19 protein-coding genes are annotated in these 19,099 nt (G+C 46.7%); 5 read left to right on the plus strand and 14 right to left on the minus strand.

Annotation, left to right across the window (positions count from 1 at the left end; all coding sequences use genetic code 11):
* Nucleotides 1-734: 734 nt before the first annotated feature.
* The 7 genes from glpX to G9G54_RS00035 all read right to left on the minus strand — a co-directional run bounded on the left by glpX (nt 735) and on the right by G9G54_RS00035 (nt 8,099).
* Nucleotides 735-1,712 (minus strand): class II fructose-bisphosphatase, encoded by a 978-nt coding sequence (gene glpX, locus G9G54_RS00005; RefSeq protein ID WP_013310165.1) that lies wholly within the window; start codon nt 1,710-1,712, stop codon nt 735-737.
* Nucleotides 1,713-1,859: 147 nt separating this feature from the next.
* Entirely contained in the window at nt 1,860-2,663 is an 804-nt protein-coding gene (locus G9G54_RS00010; RefSeq protein ID WP_069291845.1) for a pyruvate, water dikinase regulatory protein, read from the minus strand.
* 13 nt (nt 2,664-2,676) lie between these two features.
* Nucleotides 2,677-3,291, minus strand: coding sequence for a helix-turn-helix transcriptional regulator (locus G9G54_RS00015; RefSeq protein WP_223822107.1), 615 nt, complete (start codon nt 3,289-3,291; stop codon nt 2,677-2,679).
* 236 nt (nt 3,292-3,527) lie between these two features.
* A complete protein-coding gene (locus G9G54_RS00020) occupies nt 3,528-4,739 on the minus strand; it encodes an ABC transporter permease (protein WP_165175377.1) in 1,212 nt (403 codons plus the stop codon).
* Nucleotides 4,736-5,455, minus strand: coding sequence for an ABC transporter ATP-binding protein (locus G9G54_RS00025; RefSeq protein ID WP_165175379.1), 720 nt, complete (start codon nt 5,453-5,455; stop codon nt 4,736-4,738). The genes G9G54_RS00020 and G9G54_RS00025 overlap by 4 nt, the downstream gene beginning before the upstream one ends.
* A gap of 6 nt (nt 5,456-5,461) precedes the next feature.
* The gene (locus tag G9G54_RS00030) at nt 5,462-6,922 is read right to left on the minus strand and encodes an efflux RND transporter periplasmic adaptor subunit (protein WP_165175381.1); all 1,461 of its coding nucleotides are present in this window, start codon (nt 6,920-6,922) and stop codon (nt 5,462-5,464) included.
* A 13-nt stretch (nt 6,923-6,935) separates the two neighbouring features.
* Nucleotides 6,936-8,099, minus strand: coding sequence for a TolC family protein (locus tag G9G54_RS00035; protein WP_165175383.1), 1,164 nt, complete (start codon nt 8,097-8,099; stop codon nt 6,936-6,938).
* A 319-nt stretch (nt 8,100-8,418) separates the two neighbouring features.
* Between G9G54_RS00035 and G9G54_RS00040 the strand changes: the two genes are divergently transcribed.
* Complete coding sequence (locus G9G54_RS00040; RefSeq protein WP_013370989.1) at nt 8,419-8,607, plus strand: hypothetical protein; 189 nt, start codon at nt 8,419-8,421, stop codon at nt 8,605-8,607.
* Nucleotides 8,608-8,762: 155 nt separating this feature from the next.
* Here G9G54_RS00040 and G9G54_RS00045 read toward each other — a convergent pair whose 3' ends face one another.
* From G9G54_RS00045 to G9G54_RS00055, 3 genes are all read right to left on the minus strand, one after another.
* Nucleotides 8,763-9,086, minus strand: a complete 324-nt coding sequence (locus G9G54_RS00045; RefSeq protein WP_165175385.1) for an MGMT family protein — start codon at nt 9,084-9,086, stop codon at nt 8,763-8,765.
* A gap of 115 nt (nt 9,087-9,201) precedes the next feature.
* Nucleotides 9,202-10,299 (minus strand): rhamnogalacturonan acetylesterase, encoded by a 1,098-nt coding sequence (locus G9G54_RS00050; RefSeq protein WP_238807766.1) that lies wholly within the window; start codon nt 10,297-10,299, stop codon nt 9,202-9,204.
* Nucleotides 10,300-10,593: 294 nt separating this feature from the next.
* Nucleotides 10,594-11,016 (minus strand): hypothetical protein, encoded by a 423-nt coding sequence (locus G9G54_RS00055; protein ID WP_165175389.1) that lies wholly within the window; start codon nt 11,014-11,016, stop codon nt 10,594-10,596.
* Nucleotides 11,017-11,184: 168 nt separating this feature from the next.
* On the opposite strand from G9G54_RS00055, the gene G9G54_RS00060 reads away from it, so the two are divergent.
* From G9G54_RS00060 to G9G54_RS00075, 4 genes are all read left to right on the plus strand, one after another.
* Nucleotides 11,185-11,610, plus strand: coding sequence for a CHRD domain-containing protein (locus G9G54_RS00060; protein WP_023988435.1), 426 nt, complete (start codon nt 11,185-11,187; stop codon nt 11,608-11,610).
* Between the two features lie 317 nt (nt 11,611-11,927).
* On the plus strand, nt 11,928-13,118 hold the full coding sequence (locus tag G9G54_RS00065; RefSeq protein ID WP_076294833.1) for an acyltransferase: 1,191 nt from the start codon (nt 11,928-11,930) through the stop codon (nt 13,116-13,118).
* A gap of 110 nt (nt 13,119-13,228) precedes the next feature.
* Complete coding sequence (locus G9G54_RS00070; RefSeq protein ID WP_165175391.1) at nt 13,229-13,930, plus strand: response regulator transcription factor; 702 nt, start codon at nt 13,229-13,231, stop codon at nt 13,928-13,930.
* Nucleotides 13,931-13,945: 15 nt separating this feature from the next.
* A complete protein-coding gene (locus G9G54_RS00075) occupies nt 13,946-15,052 on the plus strand; it encodes a sensor histidine kinase (RefSeq protein ID WP_165175393.1) in 1,107 nt (368 codons plus the stop codon).
* 12 nt (nt 15,053-15,064) lie between these two features.
* On the opposite strand, the gene G9G54_RS00080 is transcribed toward G9G54_RS00075, so the two are convergent.
* The 4 genes from G9G54_RS00080 to G9G54_RS00095 form a co-directional block, all read right to left on the minus strand.
* Nucleotides 15,065-15,820, minus strand: coding sequence for a LutC/YkgG family protein (locus tag G9G54_RS00080; protein WP_165175395.1), 756 nt, complete (start codon nt 15,818-15,820; stop codon nt 15,065-15,067).
* Nucleotides 15,813-17,333, minus strand: a complete 1,521-nt coding sequence (locus tag G9G54_RS00085; RefSeq protein ID WP_165175397.1) for a LutB/LldF family L-lactate oxidation iron-sulfur protein — start codon at nt 17,331-17,333, stop codon at nt 15,813-15,815. Before G9G54_RS00085 ends, G9G54_RS00080 begins: the two co-directional genes overlap by 8 nt.
* On the minus strand, nt 17,330-18,058 hold the full coding sequence (locus G9G54_RS00090) for a (Fe-S)-binding protein (protein ID WP_165175399.1): 729 nt from the start codon (nt 18,056-18,058) through the stop codon (nt 17,330-17,332). The genes G9G54_RS00085 and G9G54_RS00090 overlap by 4 nt, the downstream gene beginning before the upstream one ends.
* 270 nt (nt 18,059-18,328) lie before the next feature.
* Complete coding sequence (locus tag G9G54_RS00095; protein WP_023988422.1) at nt 18,329-19,087, minus strand: DeoR/GlpR family DNA-binding transcription regulator; 759 nt, start codon at nt 19,085-19,087, stop codon at nt 18,329-18,331.
* Nucleotides 19,088-19,099: the final 12 nt, after the last annotated feature.

A 19,099-nucleotide genomic window follows, 5' to 3' on the forward strand; every position in this document is an offset into this window, starting at 1 on the left:
GCATGTACCAAAATCTCAGCGTTGGATTTTGTAAACAAAATCCGTACTCACTCGTTGTTCAGTTTTCAAAGATCAAATTTTCACGCGGCTTTATTTGAGCCAGAATAATAATATAACATTTTCGTCTAATTTGTTCAACCTGTAAATAATTCCAGGCGATTCATCCAACCCATATTTTTAATAATCATTTTCGGGCTGGATTAACAATATATCAATTTAAAGCAATTAAGTATACATGTGAAAATTTCCAGCTTGTTCAAACTTATTAAAATTCTTTGATCTTGTTTTATCGGCTGGACTAATAATTTAACACGTATACCAAATTAATTCTACTTGCAATTAATTCCTTTTAATAGACAACTATAGATAAACACCAAAGTAATTCATAATGCCAATAGGCGGAAGTATTACTTAAATCTGTGTTATTCTAATTTTACATAAGGATTTGCTTTGTCAATTAGTTATGGCAAAAATAAAGAGTTGATAACTTCATCTGCTCTATGACAGTTAGATTGATCCCGAAATATGAAAAACAGCGGTATCTTTAGACGAGTCCTAGATACCGCTGTTTTATTGAACTATCGTTCCTCGTTTGTTAAACGATAAACTTAATCTCCGTATTGTGTTTACAGCATACGCAACTCCTACTTTGAGTTCACCTCTGGACGATGCAAGGTTAAGAAGAACCTTTTGCCTACTGTGGGGACAGATTTAGGAAGCCATGACTTTAATGTTCAAGAGGATGCCGCTACCGCAAGCGTACCGGAAGAATCAGCTGTATGATGAATACTCCGCACGAAGCGAATCGTTTTTGTTTCCGAGTGCATTACGACTGAATGAGTTTCCGCTCTGTGACCGGGAAGAGAACGAACCCCCTGCAACCACTCTCCAGGTGTCACACCTGTAGCCACAAACATCACGCCTTGGCGTCCGACCATATCATCCATGGAAAGCAACGCACCGGGGTCAGTAATGCCCATACGTTTGCAACGCTCAATCTCTTCTTCACCATGAGGCAGCAGACGACCCTGAATTTCTCCGCCCATGCATTTCAGCGCTGCAGCGGCCAATACACCCTCAGGAGCGCCACCAGAACCGATATGCAAATCCACACCGCTATCCAGGCATGTTTCAATCGCGCCCATCACATCCCCATGGCCAAGCAATTTGATTCGAACGCCGCTTTCCCGCAGAAGCTTGATGATCCCGGCGTGCCGTGTACGATCCAGAATGGACACGGTAAGATCAGACAAGGATTTACCGAGTACTCGTGCAGCTTTTGACAATGTAGTTGGGATTGGGTCCTCAAGTGACAGCTTTCCAGCCAATGCTGGGCCAACGGCCATTTTTTGCATGTACATATCTGGAGCGTGGAGTAGACTACCACGAGGTGCAGCAGCAATGACCGACAGAGCGTTATTCAAACCATTTGCTACTGTTTCGGTTCCCTCTAGTGGATCGACAGCGATGTCCATAGCCGGTCCTCTACGATTGCCTACTCTTTCTCCGATATACAGCATGGGAGCCTCATCCATTTCGCCTTCGCCAATGACGACCGTGCCGTCCATGGATACCGCATTAAAATGAGTGCGGATGGCTACCGTAGCCGCCTCGTCCGCGCTATTCTTATCTCCACGCCCTGTCCATTGTGCTGATTGCAGTGCCGCTGCCTCTGTTACCCGAACGAATTCCAAAGCCATTTGACTCTCCATACCTATCCCTCCACCTCTCCTAAAAATAATTGTTACCCTTAAGCAAATGAATTATTTAGGGCAGTTTTACTGCAATCTTTCTATTTATCTATTAAACTCCTATATCCTACGATTTTAATTTTTAGTTATATGACCAGCTACTAGGCTCTATAACATTCTGATAATCAAACCTGCCGTCTCTTCAATCGCCTTATCTGTAACATCAATAACCGGACAATTCAGCTCTTTAAACAAAGACTGCGCATACGCTATTTCCTCTTCCACCCTCGTCGCTGTAGCATACTGCACATTATTAGGAAGCCCCATAACCTTTAGTCGCTCACTGCGTATTTTTAACAGTAACTCTGGCTCGATCGTTAATCCGAACACTCGACCACGCTGAACATCCTTCAACTGAACAGGCGGTGTCAGCTCTGGTACAACCGGTATGTTGACCGTTTTATAACCTTTATGCGCGAGAAACATGGATAAAGGGGTTTTGGAAATACGGGATACCCCCAGCAATACAATATCCGCTTTAAGAATGGCGCTCACATCTTTGCCATCATCGTATTGAACCGCAAAATCCAAGGCCTCTACACGGCGAAAATAGTTGTCGTCCAGTCGATGTAGCAGACCAGGCTTCTCTTTGGGATCGTCATGGAACGTATCGGCAAACGCCTGCATCATCGGTCCCATAATGTCCACAGCCCGCACATTCAGCCGGACAGCCTCCTCTTTCATCGCCTCTCTCAATTCCGGCTGCACCAGCGTATAAGCTACAAAGCCTTTACGCTCGGCAACTTCCTCCATCACCCGGCTCAGCTCGTCTTCATCCCTCACGTTCATAAATCTTTTGATCTCTGTGTCTGGTAACTCAAATTGGCGCATGGTCGCCTGTACGACAGCTTCTGCCGTTTCGCCAATCGAGTCTGAACAGATCGCTATAAAATGACTGCTCGCCTGAACCATTCGATTCCTCCCATTAATCCTCTGCTACCATATCGAGCAACATTTTAATAATATTCGTTTTTGTAATGCGTCCCACGACTTTCCAATGCTCCCCTGGTTTGTCGGAGTCGGAAGGGACGACGACAGGCAGGCTGTCGATTTGACGGGCAATAATTTTGCGCGCTGCCTCTAATACTGTATCCTCTGGGGAAACGGTGACAACATTCGCCTGTCGGGTCATCACAAGGCTGACAGGAATGGTTGCTGCATTGGGATTGCCTAACGTTACCTTGAGCAAATCCTTGCGGGAAGCCACCCCTGCCAAATCTCCGTCTTCATCGGTGACGATCAAATTGCTCACATTTTCCAAAAAGAGAGCCACTACAGCTTCCTGAATCGTGGTTGTTTCACGTACGATGACTGGAACCCCATGAAGATCGCCGACCTTCATTTGCAACAGCCGGAATTTTTCCTCCCGGTTTGGCGTGCCCCGCTTACCAACAAAATATCCGACCTTGGGCTTTGCATCTATGTAATTCAGAATGCCCAATTTGGATAGGTCGGTCCGAATGGTCGCCTTGCTGAGATTAAGCATTTCCGCAATCTGATCCCCAGTAATCGGGGCATGCTTTTGTACAATGTTTAAAATTTCTACTTGTCTTGCCGTAAGGTCGATGATGAACGTCCCTCCTTTTTTCTTTCGATCTGATATTGAATATAATACGTCATATATAACAATAAATCAACCTTAAAAATCATATAAAACATCATATATATAAAACTAAAGTGTTTATTCATGTCTTTCCATCATTTAAAACACTTATTACACACAAAAAACGGGTACTTACACCCTGCTCTTTCGAGTAAGGCGAAATACCCGCTCCCTTATTCGTATCTTAAAGCATCAATCGGACGTAGCTTCGACGCCTTCCGCGCCGGATATACTCCGAACAACACCCCGACTGCCATACAGCACAGAAAAGAGTACAGCACGGGCTCTATCGAATACACAATCGGCATTTGGACGAATTTCTCGAGCAGCTTTGCACCTCCGAGACCCACCATTACGCCGACCAGCCCACCCATCAGACTGAGAAAAACAGCCTCAGCCACAAACTGCAACATAATATCACTGCGCTGCGCACCAATCGCTTTGCGAATCCCGATCTCCCTTGTGCGTTCCGTAACGGACACCAGCATAATATTCATAATGCCGACACCACCAACGCCAAGCGCAATTGCAGCTACACCGGCCAGCAACATATTCATAATCCGATCAACCCCGGACACTGTTTTTAAGATTTCCGTCTGGGTCATAATCTGAAAATCATCACCCTCTGATGGCTTTAGCTCATGTCTGACACGTAGCACCTGCCGAATTTCAGCACTTGCCTGACTAATCTTCTCCTCTGTTGTTGCGGAGGCGTTCACCTGCTGAATACTCATATTGCCTAGCCGTTCCATCCCCGTTGTAATCGGTACATATACCTGCTGACCACTGTTACTCATATTGGAATTGGAATTTGCCAGCACACCAACCACCTTAAAAGGAAGCTGTTTGATCATGATCGTCTCACCGACCGCTCTGGAGGCATCCGGACCAAAAATATTACGGGCCGCATCACTCCCAAGCACAGCCACATTCATTCGTTTATCCACTTCATAGTGGGTAAAGGACCTACCTTGAGCTAGCGACAGCTTTCTCACATGGACAAATGCCAGCGAAGTTCCCTCAATTTGCCCGCTGACCTTATTGCGGCTCCACGTAATATCTGCATTGGTCATGGCACTTGGTGCTACCTCTGCTACTGCTTTTTGCTGCTCTAGTGCATCGATATCTTCCAGAGATATTCCTTTCGTCTGACTGAACGACATGGAGCTGGACCCATCATATGGAGCATAAGGATAGATCATCAGCAGATTATTTCCCATACTGTTGATCTGAGATGTAATCGTAGCCGTTGATCCTTTACCGATGGCTACAATCATAATCACAGCGGCTACTCCGATAATAATGCCCACCATGGTCAGCAAAGATCGCAGCATATTGGTACGCAAACTGTTGAGCGATACACGGATAATTTCCTTAAACTTCATGCCTTCACTTCCTCTGCCGCCATTCTTCGTTTCCCAACAGGCTGATCCTCTTCAATCCGCCCATCTCGAAAATGAATCAGACGCTTGGCGTATTCCGCAACCTCCTGATCATGAGTAACCAATACAACCGTTTTCCCCTGATCATTCAGACGCTGAAAAATCCCCATTATTTCAACACTTGTTTTGGAGTCCAATGCGCCTGTCGGTTCATCCGCCAAGAGAATAACCGGATTGTTCACAAGTGCGCGCGCAATGGATACCCGCTGCTGCTGACCGCCTGACAATTCGTTCGGCCTATTGTTCATCCGATCGCCTAGACCTACGCTAGTGAGGGCTTCCATTGCCCGCAAACGACGCTCCTTGGCAGAAATACCCGCATAGATCATAGGCAGTTCCACATTCTCCAAAGCCGTTGCTCGCGGGAGCAAATGGAATTTTTGAAATACAAATCCGATTTTCTGATTACGTATAATAGCCAGTTCATCCTCGCGGGCATCTAATATCGAATAGCCATCCAAATAAAATTGTCCCGATGTAGGTAAATCCAGACAGCCGATGACATTCATCATCGTGGACTTGCCTGATCCAGACGGTCCCATGATCGCAACAAAATCACCGTCAGCAATATTAAGTTGTACCTCACGCAGGGCATGAATTTCCTGATCTCCGACCTGGTACACTTTTTTCAAATCCTCAATCTGAATGACGTATCTCATACCCGTTTAAAAGCCTCCCTGCATGCCGCCCATAGCGGAAGGATCCGGCGGAGGTTCAGGAGCAGGCACAATAAGCGTGTCACCCTCCTTTACACCTGACTTGAGTTCGACTCGATCTGGCGTATAAAATCCGAGTTCTACGGGCTTGAATGTGCGCGCCCCTGGATTCGCAGCGTTATTGGCGGCAACATACACGCCATCCTGTCCCCCTTCGGATCTCAGCGCAGTCGCAGGTACGAACAGTACATTTTTGTGTACTCCCAAAATAACGGCCACATTCATAATCATGCCCGTTTTGAGCTTGCCTTTCGGGTCATGGACAGACAGTTCCATCAGATACGTCGTCATCCCTTCATCCGTAGAGGCTTCCGGTGAGACGAATTGCACCTTCCCTGGAAAAGATTCACCCGGATAGGCATTGGTAGTCAACACGGCTGAAAGACCCTTCTTTACTTTGACAATGTCGGTCTGACTTACCTTTACAACTACCTTAAGATCGTTGGAATCCGAGTTATTCATGACAATGAATGGAGCGGTCGGACTGGTCCCCACATCCCCGTTCACCTTCAAGATCACTCCGTCCCAAGGTGCTGTGACCTGAAGCTTGTTCAATTCATTTTTCTTCTGCTCCAGTTCCGTCGCCTGTCTTCGAACCTCTATCCGTGAAGCTTGAATATTGGATGCATCAGCAGGAACCTGAATTTTGCGAAGCTCTGCCATTGCTGTACGATATCCGATTTCAGCTTCTGAAATAGTGCGACGTTTTTGCGACATGATTTTGCGGAACTGCAGATCCAGACCATCATAGTCCGTCTGTGCTTTATCCAGTGCTTGCTCTGCCTGCTCCAATTCACTGTTGGACACCGCCCCGGCATCATGTAAAAATTTTTGGTCTTCATATGCCTTTCGCGCCTGTTCCAACTGCTTTTGGGAAGTTTTCTTCTGACTTTCAGCTTCTTCCAATTCAAATGATTCTTGCGCTGTATCGATAGCCATTTTGGCCCGAAGTACATTTGTCTTCTGAATTTCAATGTCCTCTGCCTTCGGACCTTTTTCCAATTCAGCCAGCTTGGCTTTGGACATTTCCAAAGTATCAGACGCAGTCTGAATTTGCATTTTAATTTCTGAACTGTCCAGAAGAGCCAGCACCTGTCCTTTTTTCACCTTGTCCCCGGCTTTCACATTTACCGCTGCCAGCTTGTTATCACCTGCACTCGTGAAGTTTAACTTCACTTCCTTGGACGCTTGCACAGTGCCGGACGTGTCCAGCTTCTCACTCACATCGCCGCGCTCTACTTTAAGCGTCTCATCCTGAACTAAAGGTGCCGCCTGCTCTTTGGGCAGATTCAGATATACTGCCGCTCCGCCTCCACCTACAACCAGTAGAACAATTGCAGTCCATATCCACTTTTTTCTCCGTTTTTTCCGTAACTTGATTAAAGCATCATTTAAAACCGTTTCTGCCAACGCCTTTTCCTCCCTATGTGCTCCATGGCTTGTTCAACGTATACTCATTTTGATCCAACTCGATCGCCAGCTCTTCCATTTGCCGTTCAATCTGGTTCACTTTTAGCTGATTATTTTTCAACTCCGTCTCGATAATTAGACCTCTGGCCCACTTTTTGCGTGATAACTCCAAGGCCTCTTTTGCCGTACGCAAGCTTTCTTCCAGTTGTACGTATTTCTTTTGGTTTTCCTTAACCGTGGCATACAAATTGCGGATTGATTCGGCAAAATCCTTTTGACCTTTGGCGAGCTCCTCTTTGGCTGTATCGACATCCATTTTAGCTAGATCGTAAGCACCTGCGCCGCTGTTAAAATCGAAGTATCTCACATTGAGCTCCGAAGTTTTGATACTATCCTCCAGCTTCCATAAATTCGGATTCATGTCTGTCAGCTGTTGTATATGTATTTCGATATCCAGCTTCTTCGGTTCCTTGTACACGGGCCGATCAACCAATTCATAAGCTGTTCCATTAGGCTGTCCCATGAGGAAGTTCAGAGCATCCCTGGATTTTTGCAACGCAATTTTCCCCTGCTCTACTGTTTGCTGAGCCTGGCTTCTGGCCTGTGTACTCTCGTTTTTCGCATACTCAGACAGCTTACCGCGCGCAAATTTGGCAAGAGCAATCTTTTCCTCCGCTTGGGCGATTTCAAGCGCTTCTAGATCATTTTTCACTTGATTCTCTGCCACGAACACACTTTGATAGCTTTTCATCACATTAAAATAAATCTGGTCTTTGGCGAACTGCGCCTGCTTTTTGCTGGCTAGATAAGATAGCGTCGAGGAACTGTAATTTCTCCATGACGTTTCATCATCAACATACTCATTGTCTATAAAGTCAACAGGTGAATTGCCCAGATCCTTTTCTGCATTTTTCAGTTCCATTCTGCGACGCTCTACATCCCGTTCAGCGGTACGCGTATTGTAACTGTTCGTTTGTGCCCATTCCGCGGCCTGCTTGAGTGTCAATGTAGGTAAAGCCTGACCCGTTATGGATGATGTCTTCGATGTAGCCGCAGTAGATGGACTAACCGACGTACTTGATGCTACATTTCCTGATAAACTCTCAGCCTGTATAGTGGAGGCCAAGCCTGATGATAAGGACAATACAAGCAGCACGGCAGCCGCTTTTTGCTTCATATATGAATCTCTCCCCTTTCGGTTCATTCCCCGAATCTTTTCCATTTTTTTCGACATAAACTTCCACGAACTCTTTGCATTCTAATTGTACTTTCAGGTTTATGTTGGTACAAGGTGTCAAAACAATACATTTTTGTAACCTTTACTTCCTGATTACTCGCTTTATACTACTTTTCGTCCAATGAGACATTGATTCAAGCTATTTTCACCTGAACTTTACCTAATTTTCAGCTAATTTTAAGGAAACCAACAGCATCTATTAAGGTTTGGAACATATACTAGAGAAAGAATAACAGCCGCTCACTGGGAGGGTTAATAGATGATAAAAGAATCTCGCATGACAACCACTAACGAACCGTCTGATTTGTGGATGACCCGCTTTTTACGTGAATCAGAACAAAAAAAGAAACAACTGATCCGGGAAGCCCGGAAAAATAACGATATACCGCTGATGAACAGCATTTCTTTTCACCTTGCTCAACGGGATCAGCAGCATCTTATCGGATAAAATGACAAGTGAATCTTATGTTATAAATAACAGAGTACCTCTAGTTATCTGCTTCGTATGCTAGGTAAAAAAATCCGGGACAAATCGATAATTGATTTGTCCCGGATCTTTGTGATGATCAAACCTAATATAAAACCGCATAGCTTGTTCCATTCCTATTCTTCCATCTCCACCTGAGGATCATAGAGATATTGATCTAGTGGAATACGCCCGCTTTCATTAAAACGTATGCCTTCCTCCTCCAAATACAGACGCTGCAGGGATGCGGACTCATCCTCCTGCAAAGCAATCTCCCCCAAGCGGTTGACTACTCTATGCCAAGGAAGTCGGTGTTTTTGGCTCAATGTATGCAAAATTCGCACCACCTGCCTGGCACCTCTTGGGCTTCCGGCCTCTGCCGCAATTTGACCGTAAGTCATTACTTTTCCCTCAGGGATCAACAGTATAATTTGAAGCACACGGGCAGTGAAAGGCTGCATGTTCTAATTCCTCCGTATTACTATTGCTTTTTCAATAATTATAGCACCCTGAACAGAGGCTAAAAACCCCTGCTCCTACGAATGCAAGAAGCAGGGGAAAACCCATCGTTTAAATTTAGAATCCGCTCAGACCCTGCCTTTTTAAATCCTGTGCTACCAATCGGGCCAGTTCCCTTGCACCTTCATAGTTTGGATGGAGTGTATCGCCATTCATATACAAGGCCAGTGTAGCGTCTTTACCAATAGAAGTGAAATAAGCTGAGCTAAGAACATTCAGATCGACTAAAGGCGTTTGTTCCTCTTGAGCCAGCGCCAAAATAGCGCTTCTATACCATCTGTTTTCTGCGTTGTGTACATGGTTAGCATTAAAGTCAGTGGCTCGTCCTTGCGGAGTTGACAGGATTACCGTCGCCCCCTTGGTCTTAACCTGCCGGATCATATCCCGCATCCAGTCCTTAAACTCCGCTTCGCTTTCGTTATGCTTTGGATTGGTGTCATTAATGCCCAATTGGAGAATAAAATAATCCCCCGGCTTGATATATTGGACGATGGCCTCCAGCTGACCGTCCTGGTGGAAGCCTCTAGCAATTTGGCCTCCTGACGCCATATTGCGAATTTGAAAAGTATTCGTGTTCACAAACTCTGGCAGCAGTTGACCCCATCCCGCCTGCACGCTGCTATCTAGCGGATAATAGTTACAAACCGTAGAATCTCCACCGATATAAACCGTTCGATTCGTAACCGGATTGCTAGATAATTGCTTGATTTCCAATGCACTGAGTGTGAAGACCGCGCCCTCTTTGCCTTCAGTAACCAGCAGATTTAGCTGTCCGTCTGTCACTGGAATTTGAAAGCGATCCTTGGCCCCATTCCCTGTCATATTAATGACCTGATACACCCCTTCAGCCGCAATACTCGAACGAGAGGTATCTCCTAAAGTAACCGACACCTCATACAAACCAGGAGGAAGATCAACGTCAAAAGTATTCTCGCTTTTCGTACCTGTAGCCAGGAACCGTACCGCATCACTTGCCACTCCAGTCCCCGAAGCGCTGACATTACGCATATTCTCAGGGGTACGAAAGCCATATCCACGTGCTGAGTCATAGGACAGCGAAGCACTCACACCGGTATAACCCGTTTCGACCGTACCTCCGCCAAAATCAAACTTGTACTCGCCAGCGGATGCATGTGCCGGCGTAGCTATGCCCATACCTGGTGCACCACATAAAAAAGCTGCTAAAAGCATACCAGTCCATCCTTTTTTCCATTTCATTCTTCATTCCTCCTTCAGATTTTTAATTGTACGAAGCAAAGAATATTTTATTTTTGTAAGCGCATACATAAAATTCTACCAATTGTTGCAGGGTTATGCCTATGTGATTATTATGCAAAAGAAAAGTAGTTTATTCGTTAAGCTAAAACTTGTACTTGTACACAAAAAAGCTTCGCAGTTACAACTGCGAAGCTTTATGAAGCAATATTTCTTCATATCAAAATCACTACATTAATCCGCAACCAAAATTCCGTCAAAGCTCTCTGGACCTACACGTATTGTACCCAGCAGGTTAGCAGAAACAAAAGCAGTGTACACCAGTTGTGGCGTAATCGGCGGATTGAAATCATCTGCTGAGAACGCAATAACCTGTGGAGCTAATAAACTCAAACTAAAAGTGGATGTAGCCGAATAAACAACAGGGTCAGTTACCACAGTACCTCTTACAATAGTGATAGTAATTCCTACTAAAGCAAGCGGAAGTTGAAGCGATATGGTTCCTTTAAGCAGAACCCGTGGCGTACCTGTAGCTCCCAGTGTGTTTAATCCGATCTGCCCAAACAATTGAGGCGTATTTAAAAGAGTGATCGGAATGGCAATAGAGTTAGCTGTCGAAGCGTTTTGGGATGTTCTCCCATCAATAAATGTTCCCATGGTTTCCCCTCCTCTCTCTACCAGATACTCATAGACTATGAAAAAGTTTGTTTTGTGCTTGGACTGAATATCTTGTAAAACACACAACTTCTGATGAATAGGCTAATGTGCAGCCCTTTCCCTGGCCCTGTGAATACACTAAACCAACACTGGGAAAGGAGGGATGTCATGTCTAATAAGTTTAGAGCCACCTTAAGGGGGGCTAATGAAGTGCCTCCTGTCAGAACAAATGCGACAGGAACAGCCGAATTTCGTTACCGTCCAACGAGCCAACAATTAAGCTTTGAACTGACTGTGCGCAATATCTCACGGGTAACCGAAGCGCATATTCATCTGGGACGAAGAGGTGAAAATGGCCCTGTTGTTGCTACACTGTTTGGTCCTTCGAAATTTGGGATAACCGTTAGAAGAGGCGTCGTTAGCGGTGTGCTACGTGCATGTGATCTTACCGGTCCGCTCAGAGGCAGAACCATTTATGATTTGGTGTGCCAAATCAGAGAGGGCAATGCCTACGTCAATGTCCACACCATCCGTCATCCGAACGGTGCCATTCGTGGACAAATTAGACGCGCACCTATCAAACGCTGCAAATAACGAATGATCGTGAGTATAAAAAAGAACTTCCATGCCACTCATTTTGAGGCTATGGAAGTTCTTTTTAATTCAGGATTTTGCAAAATTCGATTCCAGTCGCTCCGAAGTGCATATATAGACGGACTAAACCATTTCAATCTATATCTTGTTCATTGGAAGTCGCTTATGGAATTTTTGCAAAATCCTCAATTCTTAACAAAAGTTAAGAAGTTCATAAGCGTTTCTTAAGCCCTTCTCTTCAGGGTTGTTAAGAACTTTATCTTTTAATAGAAAGAGTTCAACAAGATACAGTTCACTCCTGAAAGGAAATGAAGCTTATGAAGCCTAAGACCAAAGAAAAAATTCCCGAATTGCAGTTGGTCAGAGCCATGGCGATTTTAGCCGTCTTGATGGTACATGCCACTTCTTATGCAACGGTTCAGCTTACAAATTCCAGTCTTTATGTTGTATACAATGCGCTCAATGTGTTGATGAAGTATGGAACCCCCGTATTTATCGCGCTTAGCAGCATGGTACTGTTCTACAACTACAAGGATCGTCCGATGGGACGACAGCTCTTAAGCCGCTTTTATAAGCAGAGATTGCTGTACATCCTCTTACCTTACGTCATGTTCTCTCTATTTTATTTCATCCTGTCCCTTATGGCTGGCAGCTCCGAACCATGGAATATAATCACACTTGCGAAAAGCTTTGCTCTGAAGCTAGCCACAGGCAAAGCGTATACTCATTTATATTATATTTTTATCATGATGCAATTCTATCTTGCATTTCCATTCGTACTGTGGCTGTTCCAGCGTTGTCGGCAACTTCCACAATGGTCTATTGTCCTTGGGCTGTTGGTACAGTGGTCATTTGTTATTGGAAATAAATTTCTATTTCAGGTTCAAAATAAGGGCAGTTGGGCACTGTCTTATATAGCCTGCTACATGCTGGGTGCTGCTCTCGGTTACTACTACCCACAGCTGAGAACGTGGTTTTTGATGCGTAAGGGGGAACGAAGTGTTGCCGGTGTGTTGACATGGATCGCAATTTGGGCTTTATGGCTGATTTCAGCCACCATGCATGTCTATATGTGGTACGAAAATAGAATGTACGGAATCTCGTACAATTCGCTAGTTTTTGAACTTATGTATAATATGTACAGCCTGTCTAGCACGCTGGTAATACTACAGATTTCCTTTTTAATGTTTAGACGACAACATTCCTTTGTGACTCGCAAACTGGAACGTCTGGGCACACTGTCCTTTGGTGTGTATCTGATTCATCCGTTCTTCCTGCTCCTGTATCGGCAGTTTTCACCACATATCGGTTCTCCGCAGCTTATTCATGTGTGGTATGCCGGAGGTTTTTTCTTTGCACTTCTTTGCTCTTGGCTCGTCGTGTCGATCATCTCCCGTTTCCTGCCATTTGCTTGGATCTTGTTCGGTCAACTACCAGAAATAGAAAAAAGACAATTCAAGCAAGAAAACCGTATTACTTCAACTGAAACAGCACTATCCAAAGGCTGACGACCCCAAGCAAGCGAACTGAGATGAGTGTCCATAGCCTCCATCTTTAAAAAGGTATATAATACGCCCATATTGTATACTGCTGGAAAGAACAGAAAGGGTGCACAACCATGCATAACGGAACCATTTTATTAGTAGACGATGAACCTGAAATTATTAAGCTGATGCAAATTTATTTGGAAAATGAAGGATATCGACTGCTTATGGCACGAGACGGACTGGAAGCGCTGGAGCAAGTCAGTCGGGAATCGATAGATGTGATGGTGCTTGATGTGATGATGCCCCATATGGACGGGGTTGAAGCTTGCATGAAGATCAGAGAAACCGAGCATTTTCCGATTATTATGTTGTCTGCGAAGGGACAAGACATGGACAAAATCACAGGACTCAGCGTTGGAGCCGATGATTATGTCACTAAGCCGTTCAGCCCGTTGGAGCTGGTGGCACGCATCAAATCCCAGCTGCGCAGAGTACGGAAATATACCCACTCCTCCCCTGCATTGGAGCATGAAATGATACTGGATGAACTCTCCATTAATTCTGCTACGCATGAGGTCACTCTCGCCGGAGAATCCATTAAGCTGACCCCGCGTGAATTTGCCACTGTCGAGCTGTTGGCACGTAATCGTGGTCAAGTGCTGAGCATGGAGCAGATCTATGAAAAAGTATGGAAGGAGCAATATCTGGAATCCAACAACACTCTGATGGTTCATGTGCGTAAAATTCGCGAGAAAATTGAGGCTGATCCGAGAAAACCCAAATACCTGAAAACGGTGTGGGGAATCGGCTACAAAATGGAAAAATTCGATTAATGGAGGATTCACGTCTTGAAGGCAAAACGATATGACACATTGGGATGGAAGCTGGCAGCCCTTAGCCTTGCCGCCTTCACTTTAACCGGACTGATTTTGATGATGTTTTATTATGGAGCATCTTTGCTACTATGGCTGAACCCTTCCCGTTCATTTTTTGGCACTCGTCTAATTCGCTGGACCGTGAATCATATTGGGTCCCCACTGATCATGCTGGTGGGCGGGCTACCTACATATATCTATTTCTTTTTCCTCTTTACCAAAAATACGATTGGCTACCTTCGGGAAATTACGACGGGGATGCAGGAGTTTGCTGATGGAGATCTGTCCTATTCGATTCCTGTTTCTTCAGCGGACGAGCTGGGTACCTTGGCGAAAAATATGAATACCATGGCGGACAAGCTCCGTCTCTCACTGGAAGAAGAACGGGCTTCCGCCAAAGCCAAAAACGACCTGATCACCGGCGTATCTCATGATCTTCGTACCCCGCTAACATCCGTGATCGGTTTTTTGGAATATATTGAAAACGACCGCTATCGGGATGAAATTGAGCTGCGCTATTATGTGAACATTGCTTATGAAAAGTCATTGACGCTTAAAAAGCTGTTCGATGAGCTGTTTGAATACACGCGTGTGAGCGGTGGCAGTCTGCCACTGGAGCTGGAGCCTGTAGATCTCGGCAAATTGCTCACTCAGCTTGCTGAGGAATTTGTACCCTCGCTGGAACAGGCGGACATGTCCTACCGTGTCCGAATCGTCGAGCCTGTTCGGATTCTAGCCGATACCGACGAGCTGGTACGCCTGTATGAAAATTTATTTTCTAACGCTATTCGGTACGGAAAAGACGGCAAACGCCTCGATATCACCATAGGACGCGAAGACGACGAGGCGGTGGTAATCTGCACCAACTACGGCACCCCAATTCCTGTGGAAGATGTCCCGCACTTGTTTGAGCGGTTTTACCGGGTGGACAAATCACGCTCCAAGGAAACTGGAGGCACCGGGCTAGGCCTTGCGATTACAAAAAGTATTACTGAGCTGCACGATGGCCGCATTTCGGTTAGGAGTAATCGCAGACAAACAGATTTTGAAACCCGTTTTCCCCTGTATCATGCTCGTTAGGCGGTCTACACGCTAGCCCACTAACAACGTATAGACGATGCCGGGTCCATGGACACCAATCGTCAAATCATTTTCAATATCCGACGAGCGGCTCGGCCCAGTAATAAAATGAATGCCTGCGGGCAGTTTCTCACGCCCGATTTCGTCAAAGCGGCTTAGAATCTCGCCCAGTCGTGTTCGCAAGCGCTCTACTGGCAAAAGAATGATCAGTGCGGTTGGCAAAAGGCTTACCGCACGGCCTTTCTCCGGCGAGGATAGCACCGCTACCGAACCGGTGTAAGCAGCCGCTTCGTCGGCGATGACGATGCCAATATCCGCCTCGGCAGCGCGGGCCTTCCAGTCCTCGACTGGATCGGTGTTCCACACCGATAAACGGACTTCCGGCAGCGCCGATTCCAGCTGGAGCGCATCCAGATCCGGCTCATTCTGCCGGACGATATAGGCCGCTCCCAGCTCTCGCGCTTTGAGCGCGATCCAGTCTGCGGTCTGCTCCAAATCCGGCAGACGCACGACATGCCCGCCAACACTTGTAAAGTTGGCGGTGAACTCCTCGATGCGCCGCTCCGCGCTCCATTCGAATTCGTGCCAAAATGCAGGTGCCCCGCGAAACGGCTGAACTGGCGGTTCCGTTTGTCGTGGACGCTTGAGCCGCGTCGCGATGTCGTCCATAAAGCGTACCTGCTTGGCACGGGATTCTGCTTCCATTTGATGAAGCCACGTTTCATGGGCCGCTTTTGCTTGCGCAGAAGGATTACTCTGTTCACTCATGCTGCGTCCCTCCTTTACTTCTATCTGCCAAAATCTTCTCCATTCGACTGAGAACATCCGGCTGCATCACATTGCGTTCCTGCTCCAGCTTATGCTCCAGCGTGTTCCATTGCTGACGGAAGGATTTTTTCGCCAAAGAGGGAGCCACACGGTACGTATTCCATCCCTTTAGGGGGCCCAGCTTTAGGGTAATTTCGCCCTTACGAACGACCGCTTTCTGAGCAATCTGCCCTAGCCGAATCGCCGCTGCGAATCGCTTCGAGCTGGAAACCACGGTCGCAAAACCTTTCATTCCTACTGTTTCCAGCTTATCTCCTTGTCCCGCCTCTACCTTACGTCTACGCAAATATACCAGCATATCATGCAGCGGTATTTTGACCGGACAGGCTTCATAACACGCACCACACAGACTGGATGCACTCGCAATATCGTTCCACTCTTCGATGTTGCCATGAAGGGCAGGCGTAAGCACTGCACCGATAGGGCCACTATATGTCCCTCCATACGCGTGCCCGCCAATGTGTCGGTACACCGGACAGGCATTCAGGCAAGCCCCACAGCGAATGCAATTCAGCAGCTCTTGGAACTCTGGATTGCCTAGCTGTAGTGAACGTCCGTTATCTACGATGATGATGTGCATTTCGTCAGGCCCATCGGCATCTTGGCTGCGCCGAGGGCCTGAAATACCGGACATGTACATGGTCAGCTTCTGTCCGGTAGCAGATCGTGGCAGTAATGTAGCCATGACCTCCAAATCCGTCCAAGATGGAATAATCCGTTCCATGCCCATCAGCGTAATTTGCGTTTTGGGCAAAGTGGATACCATTCGTGCGTTGCCTTCATTTTCAAACAGGACCATGGAGCCTGTCTCGGCGATGGCAAAATTACACCCAGTCATTCCAATATCCGCTTCCAGAAACTTTTCGCGTAGCTTTTTGCGTACAAAGCCTGCCAAAATCGTCGTATCCGCGGACAGTTTCTCCCCTGCTTCTTTGGATAACAGTTCGGCAATCTGATAACGGTTTTTGTGAATCGCCGGAATGACGATATGAGACGGGGGCTCTCCTGCCAGTTGAATAATATATTCACCGAGGTCACTTTCAATCGTCTCGATATCCGCACCCTCCAGCGCCTGATTCAAATGTAACTCCTCCGACACCATCGACTTGGATTTGACGACGGAACGAGCTTGGCTATGCGCAGCAATATCCAATGTAATACGTACGGCATCGGCTGCTGTGTCGGCAAAATGGATATGCACCCCGTTGGCGCGGGCATTTTCTACAAATAGATTTAAGTAATAGTCCAGATGGGCAATGGTATGAAGACGAATTTGGCGCCCGCGCTCACGCCATTCCTCCCAATTTCCGTGCTGTTCTGAGGCCACCCGCTTACCGTTGCGCAGCCGCTCTGTAGTGAAACGAACTGCATTCCGCAGAAAATCATCATTAAGGGCCAGCTCTGCGCGTTTTTTGACCTTTTGGTTCATGGAATGTGAGTGTACGACGGTCATGCGCGCTTCACCCCTTCGTACAGCAGCTCAGCCAGATGCATGACCCGAACTGGTTCCTCCCGATACCGGAGATTTCCGGCAATGTTCATCAAGCAGGCCATATCTAGTCCGACCAGTACCTCGGCTTCGGTCTCCCTGATGTGGTCCACTTTTTCAGTCACCATCGCTCCCGAAATATCCGGCATTTTCACCGCGAAAGTCCCGCCAAAGCCACAGCAGTCCTCAGCAAAGGGAAGTGGTACTAATTGCAGCCCCTTTACACTGCCAAGCAGCTTCATCGGTTCCTCCTTCACGCCGAGCAAACGTGTGCCATGGCAAGACGGATGGTAGGTTACCGTATGCGGAAAAGACGCGCCCACATCGGTCACGCCAAGCACCTGCACCATAAATTGCGTAAACTCGTACGTCTTTTGCTCCAGCCTCCGTGCCGAATCGAGCCACTCGGGCTCATCCTTAAACAACTCCGGGTAATGATGAATCATATATGTGCAAGAGCCGGAAGGAGATACAACAAAATCGCTGTCGTTAAACGCTTTCAAAATCGTTTTGGCCGCAACCCTCGTTTCATCCCAATAGCCGCTGTTATAGGACGGCTGTCCGCAGCATGTCTGCACCTTCGGAAAATCCAGCTGAACACCATATCTGGCAAGCAAGCGTGCCATCGCTTCCCCCACCTTGGGATAAATCGCATCACTCAGGCAGGTAATAAATAAAGATACCTTCATACGGAACACCCCTTCCGTCCATGGAATTGCTATTACTTTATAACTGAAAAGTTACCTTTGGTGCCAATGCGCAGTCGGATGGTGCTTCCCATCGCTGTTGCCCCCAGATTTTTTACTCAATGCTAAAAATCCGGGGAAGTGATAATTTAGAAGCTTGCAGTGGGATTCTCACTTATAAGTTTTTTATATCATCAAAGAATCCCACTGCAACAGCGATCGTAAGAGCAAATGAAACGCGGAGCGACACCCTCCACCTAGGCATTTTTAAATTCACACAACCGTAACTGGAATAGCCAGCTCCGCAAGTTGACTGCGAATCGGGTCCGACAACCGTGAATCTGTAATGATCTCGGACACTTGCGACAGGTTCACGACATGCGTAAACGCCTGCTGCCCAAATTTGCTCGCATCCGCCAGTAAAATCACACGGTCTGCAATGCTGACCATTTTCTGCTTCAAACGAGCTTGTAGTTCATTCGATTCGCTAATACCGCGATCCAGATGAACCCCCTGGCTGGAGAAAAACAATTTATCCACATAATAGGTTTCTAGTGAACGCTCTGCGAGCGGGCCTACAAATGACAGCGAGCGTTGAAGCAACTGCCCCCCTGTCGAAATAACCTCGATTTTTTCCTTACCCGCCAGCTCTGTAGCTACCCGAATTGAATTTGTTAATATTGTCAAAGGAATATCCGGTAAACTTGACGCCATATACCAGGCGGTTGTGCTGGCATCCAGCAAAATACGATCATTCGGCTGAATCTGCTTGACCGCTTCCTCGGCAATCCTACGCTTTTCCTCTGCGTTCATAATTTCCCGTACCGCATAGGGCGTTTCAGGCTGCTCGTTTTTGACACTGACCGCTCCCCCATGCGAACGGCGCAGTCGTCCCGCCTGCTCCAGGCGGTCCAGATCACGGCGGATCGTTTCCTCCGTTACTTTGCACAACTCACTCAATTCGGACACCCGTATGCTTCCTTTTTCATTAACGAGCTGCACAATCATCTCATATCTTTCTGCGACCAGCATGGCAATCTCACT

The sequence above is a fragment of the Paenibacillus sp. EKM212P genome, from assembly GCF_011066115.1.
Taxonomy (GTDB): Bacteria; Bacillota; Bacilli; order Paenibacillales; family Paenibacillaceae; genus Paenibacillus; species Paenibacillus polymyxa_B.

Bases quoted from the DNA above. Each gene is read 5' to 3' on its own strand.
- glpX (WP_013310165.1), bottom strand. From the start codon at position 1,712: ATGGAGAGTCAAATGGCTTTGGAATTCGTTCGGGTAACAGAGGCAGCG.
- G9G54_RS00010 (WP_069291845.1), bottom strand. From the start codon at position 2,663: ATGGTTCAGGCGAGCAGTCATTTTATAGCGATCTGTTCAGACTCGATT.
- G9G54_RS00020 (WP_165175377.1), bottom strand. From the start codon at position 4,739: ATGAAGTTTAAGGAAATTATCCGTGTATCGCTCAACAGTTTGCGTACC.
- G9G54_RS00025 (WP_165175379.1), bottom strand. From the start codon at position 5,455: ATGAGATACGTCATTCAGATTGAGGATTTGAAAAAAGTGTACCAGGTC.
- G9G54_RS00035 (WP_165175383.1), bottom strand. From the start codon at position 8,099: ATGAAGCAAAAAGCGGCTGCCGTGCTGCTTGTATTGTCCTTATCATCA.
- G9G54_RS00040 (WP_013370989.1), top strand. From the start codon at position 8,419: ATGATAAAAGAATCTCGCATGACAACCACTAACGAACCGTCTGATTTG.
- G9G54_RS00045 (WP_165175385.1), bottom strand. From the start codon at position 9,086: ATGCAGCCTTTCACTGCCCGTGTGCTTCAAATTATACTGTTGATCCCT.
- G9G54_RS00050 (WP_238807766.1), bottom strand. From the start codon at position 10,299: ATGGGCATAGCTACGCCGGCACATGCATCCGCTGGCGAGTACAAGTTT.
- G9G54_RS00055 (WP_165175389.1), bottom strand. From the start codon at position 11,016: ATGGGAACATTTATTGATGGGAGAACATCCCAAAACGCTTCGACAGCT.
- G9G54_RS00060 (WP_023988435.1), top strand. From the start codon at position 11,185: ATGTCTAATAAGTTTAGAGCCACCTTAAGGGGGGCTAATGAAGTGCCT.
- G9G54_RS00065 (WP_076294833.1), top strand. From the start codon at position 11,928: ATGAAGCCTAAGACCAAAGAAAAAATTCCCGAATTGCAGTTGGTCAGA.
- G9G54_RS00070 (WP_165175391.1), top strand. From the start codon at position 13,229: ATGCATAACGGAACCATTTTATTAGTAGACGATGAACCTGAAATTATT.
- G9G54_RS00080 (WP_165175395.1), bottom strand. From the start codon at position 15,820: ATGAGTGAACAGAGTAATCCTTCTGCGCAAGCAAAAGCGGCCCATGAA.
- G9G54_RS00085 (WP_165175397.1), bottom strand. From the start codon at position 17,333: ATGACCGTCGTACACTCACATTCCATGAACCAAAAGGTCAAAAAACGC.
- G9G54_RS00090 (WP_165175399.1), bottom strand. From the start codon at position 18,058: ATGAAGGTATCTTTATTTATTACCTGCCTGAGTGATGCGATTTATCCC.
- G9G54_RS00095 (WP_023988422.1), bottom strand. From the start codon at position 19,087: ATGCTGGTCGCAGAAAGATATGAGATGATTGTGCAGCTCGTTAATGAA.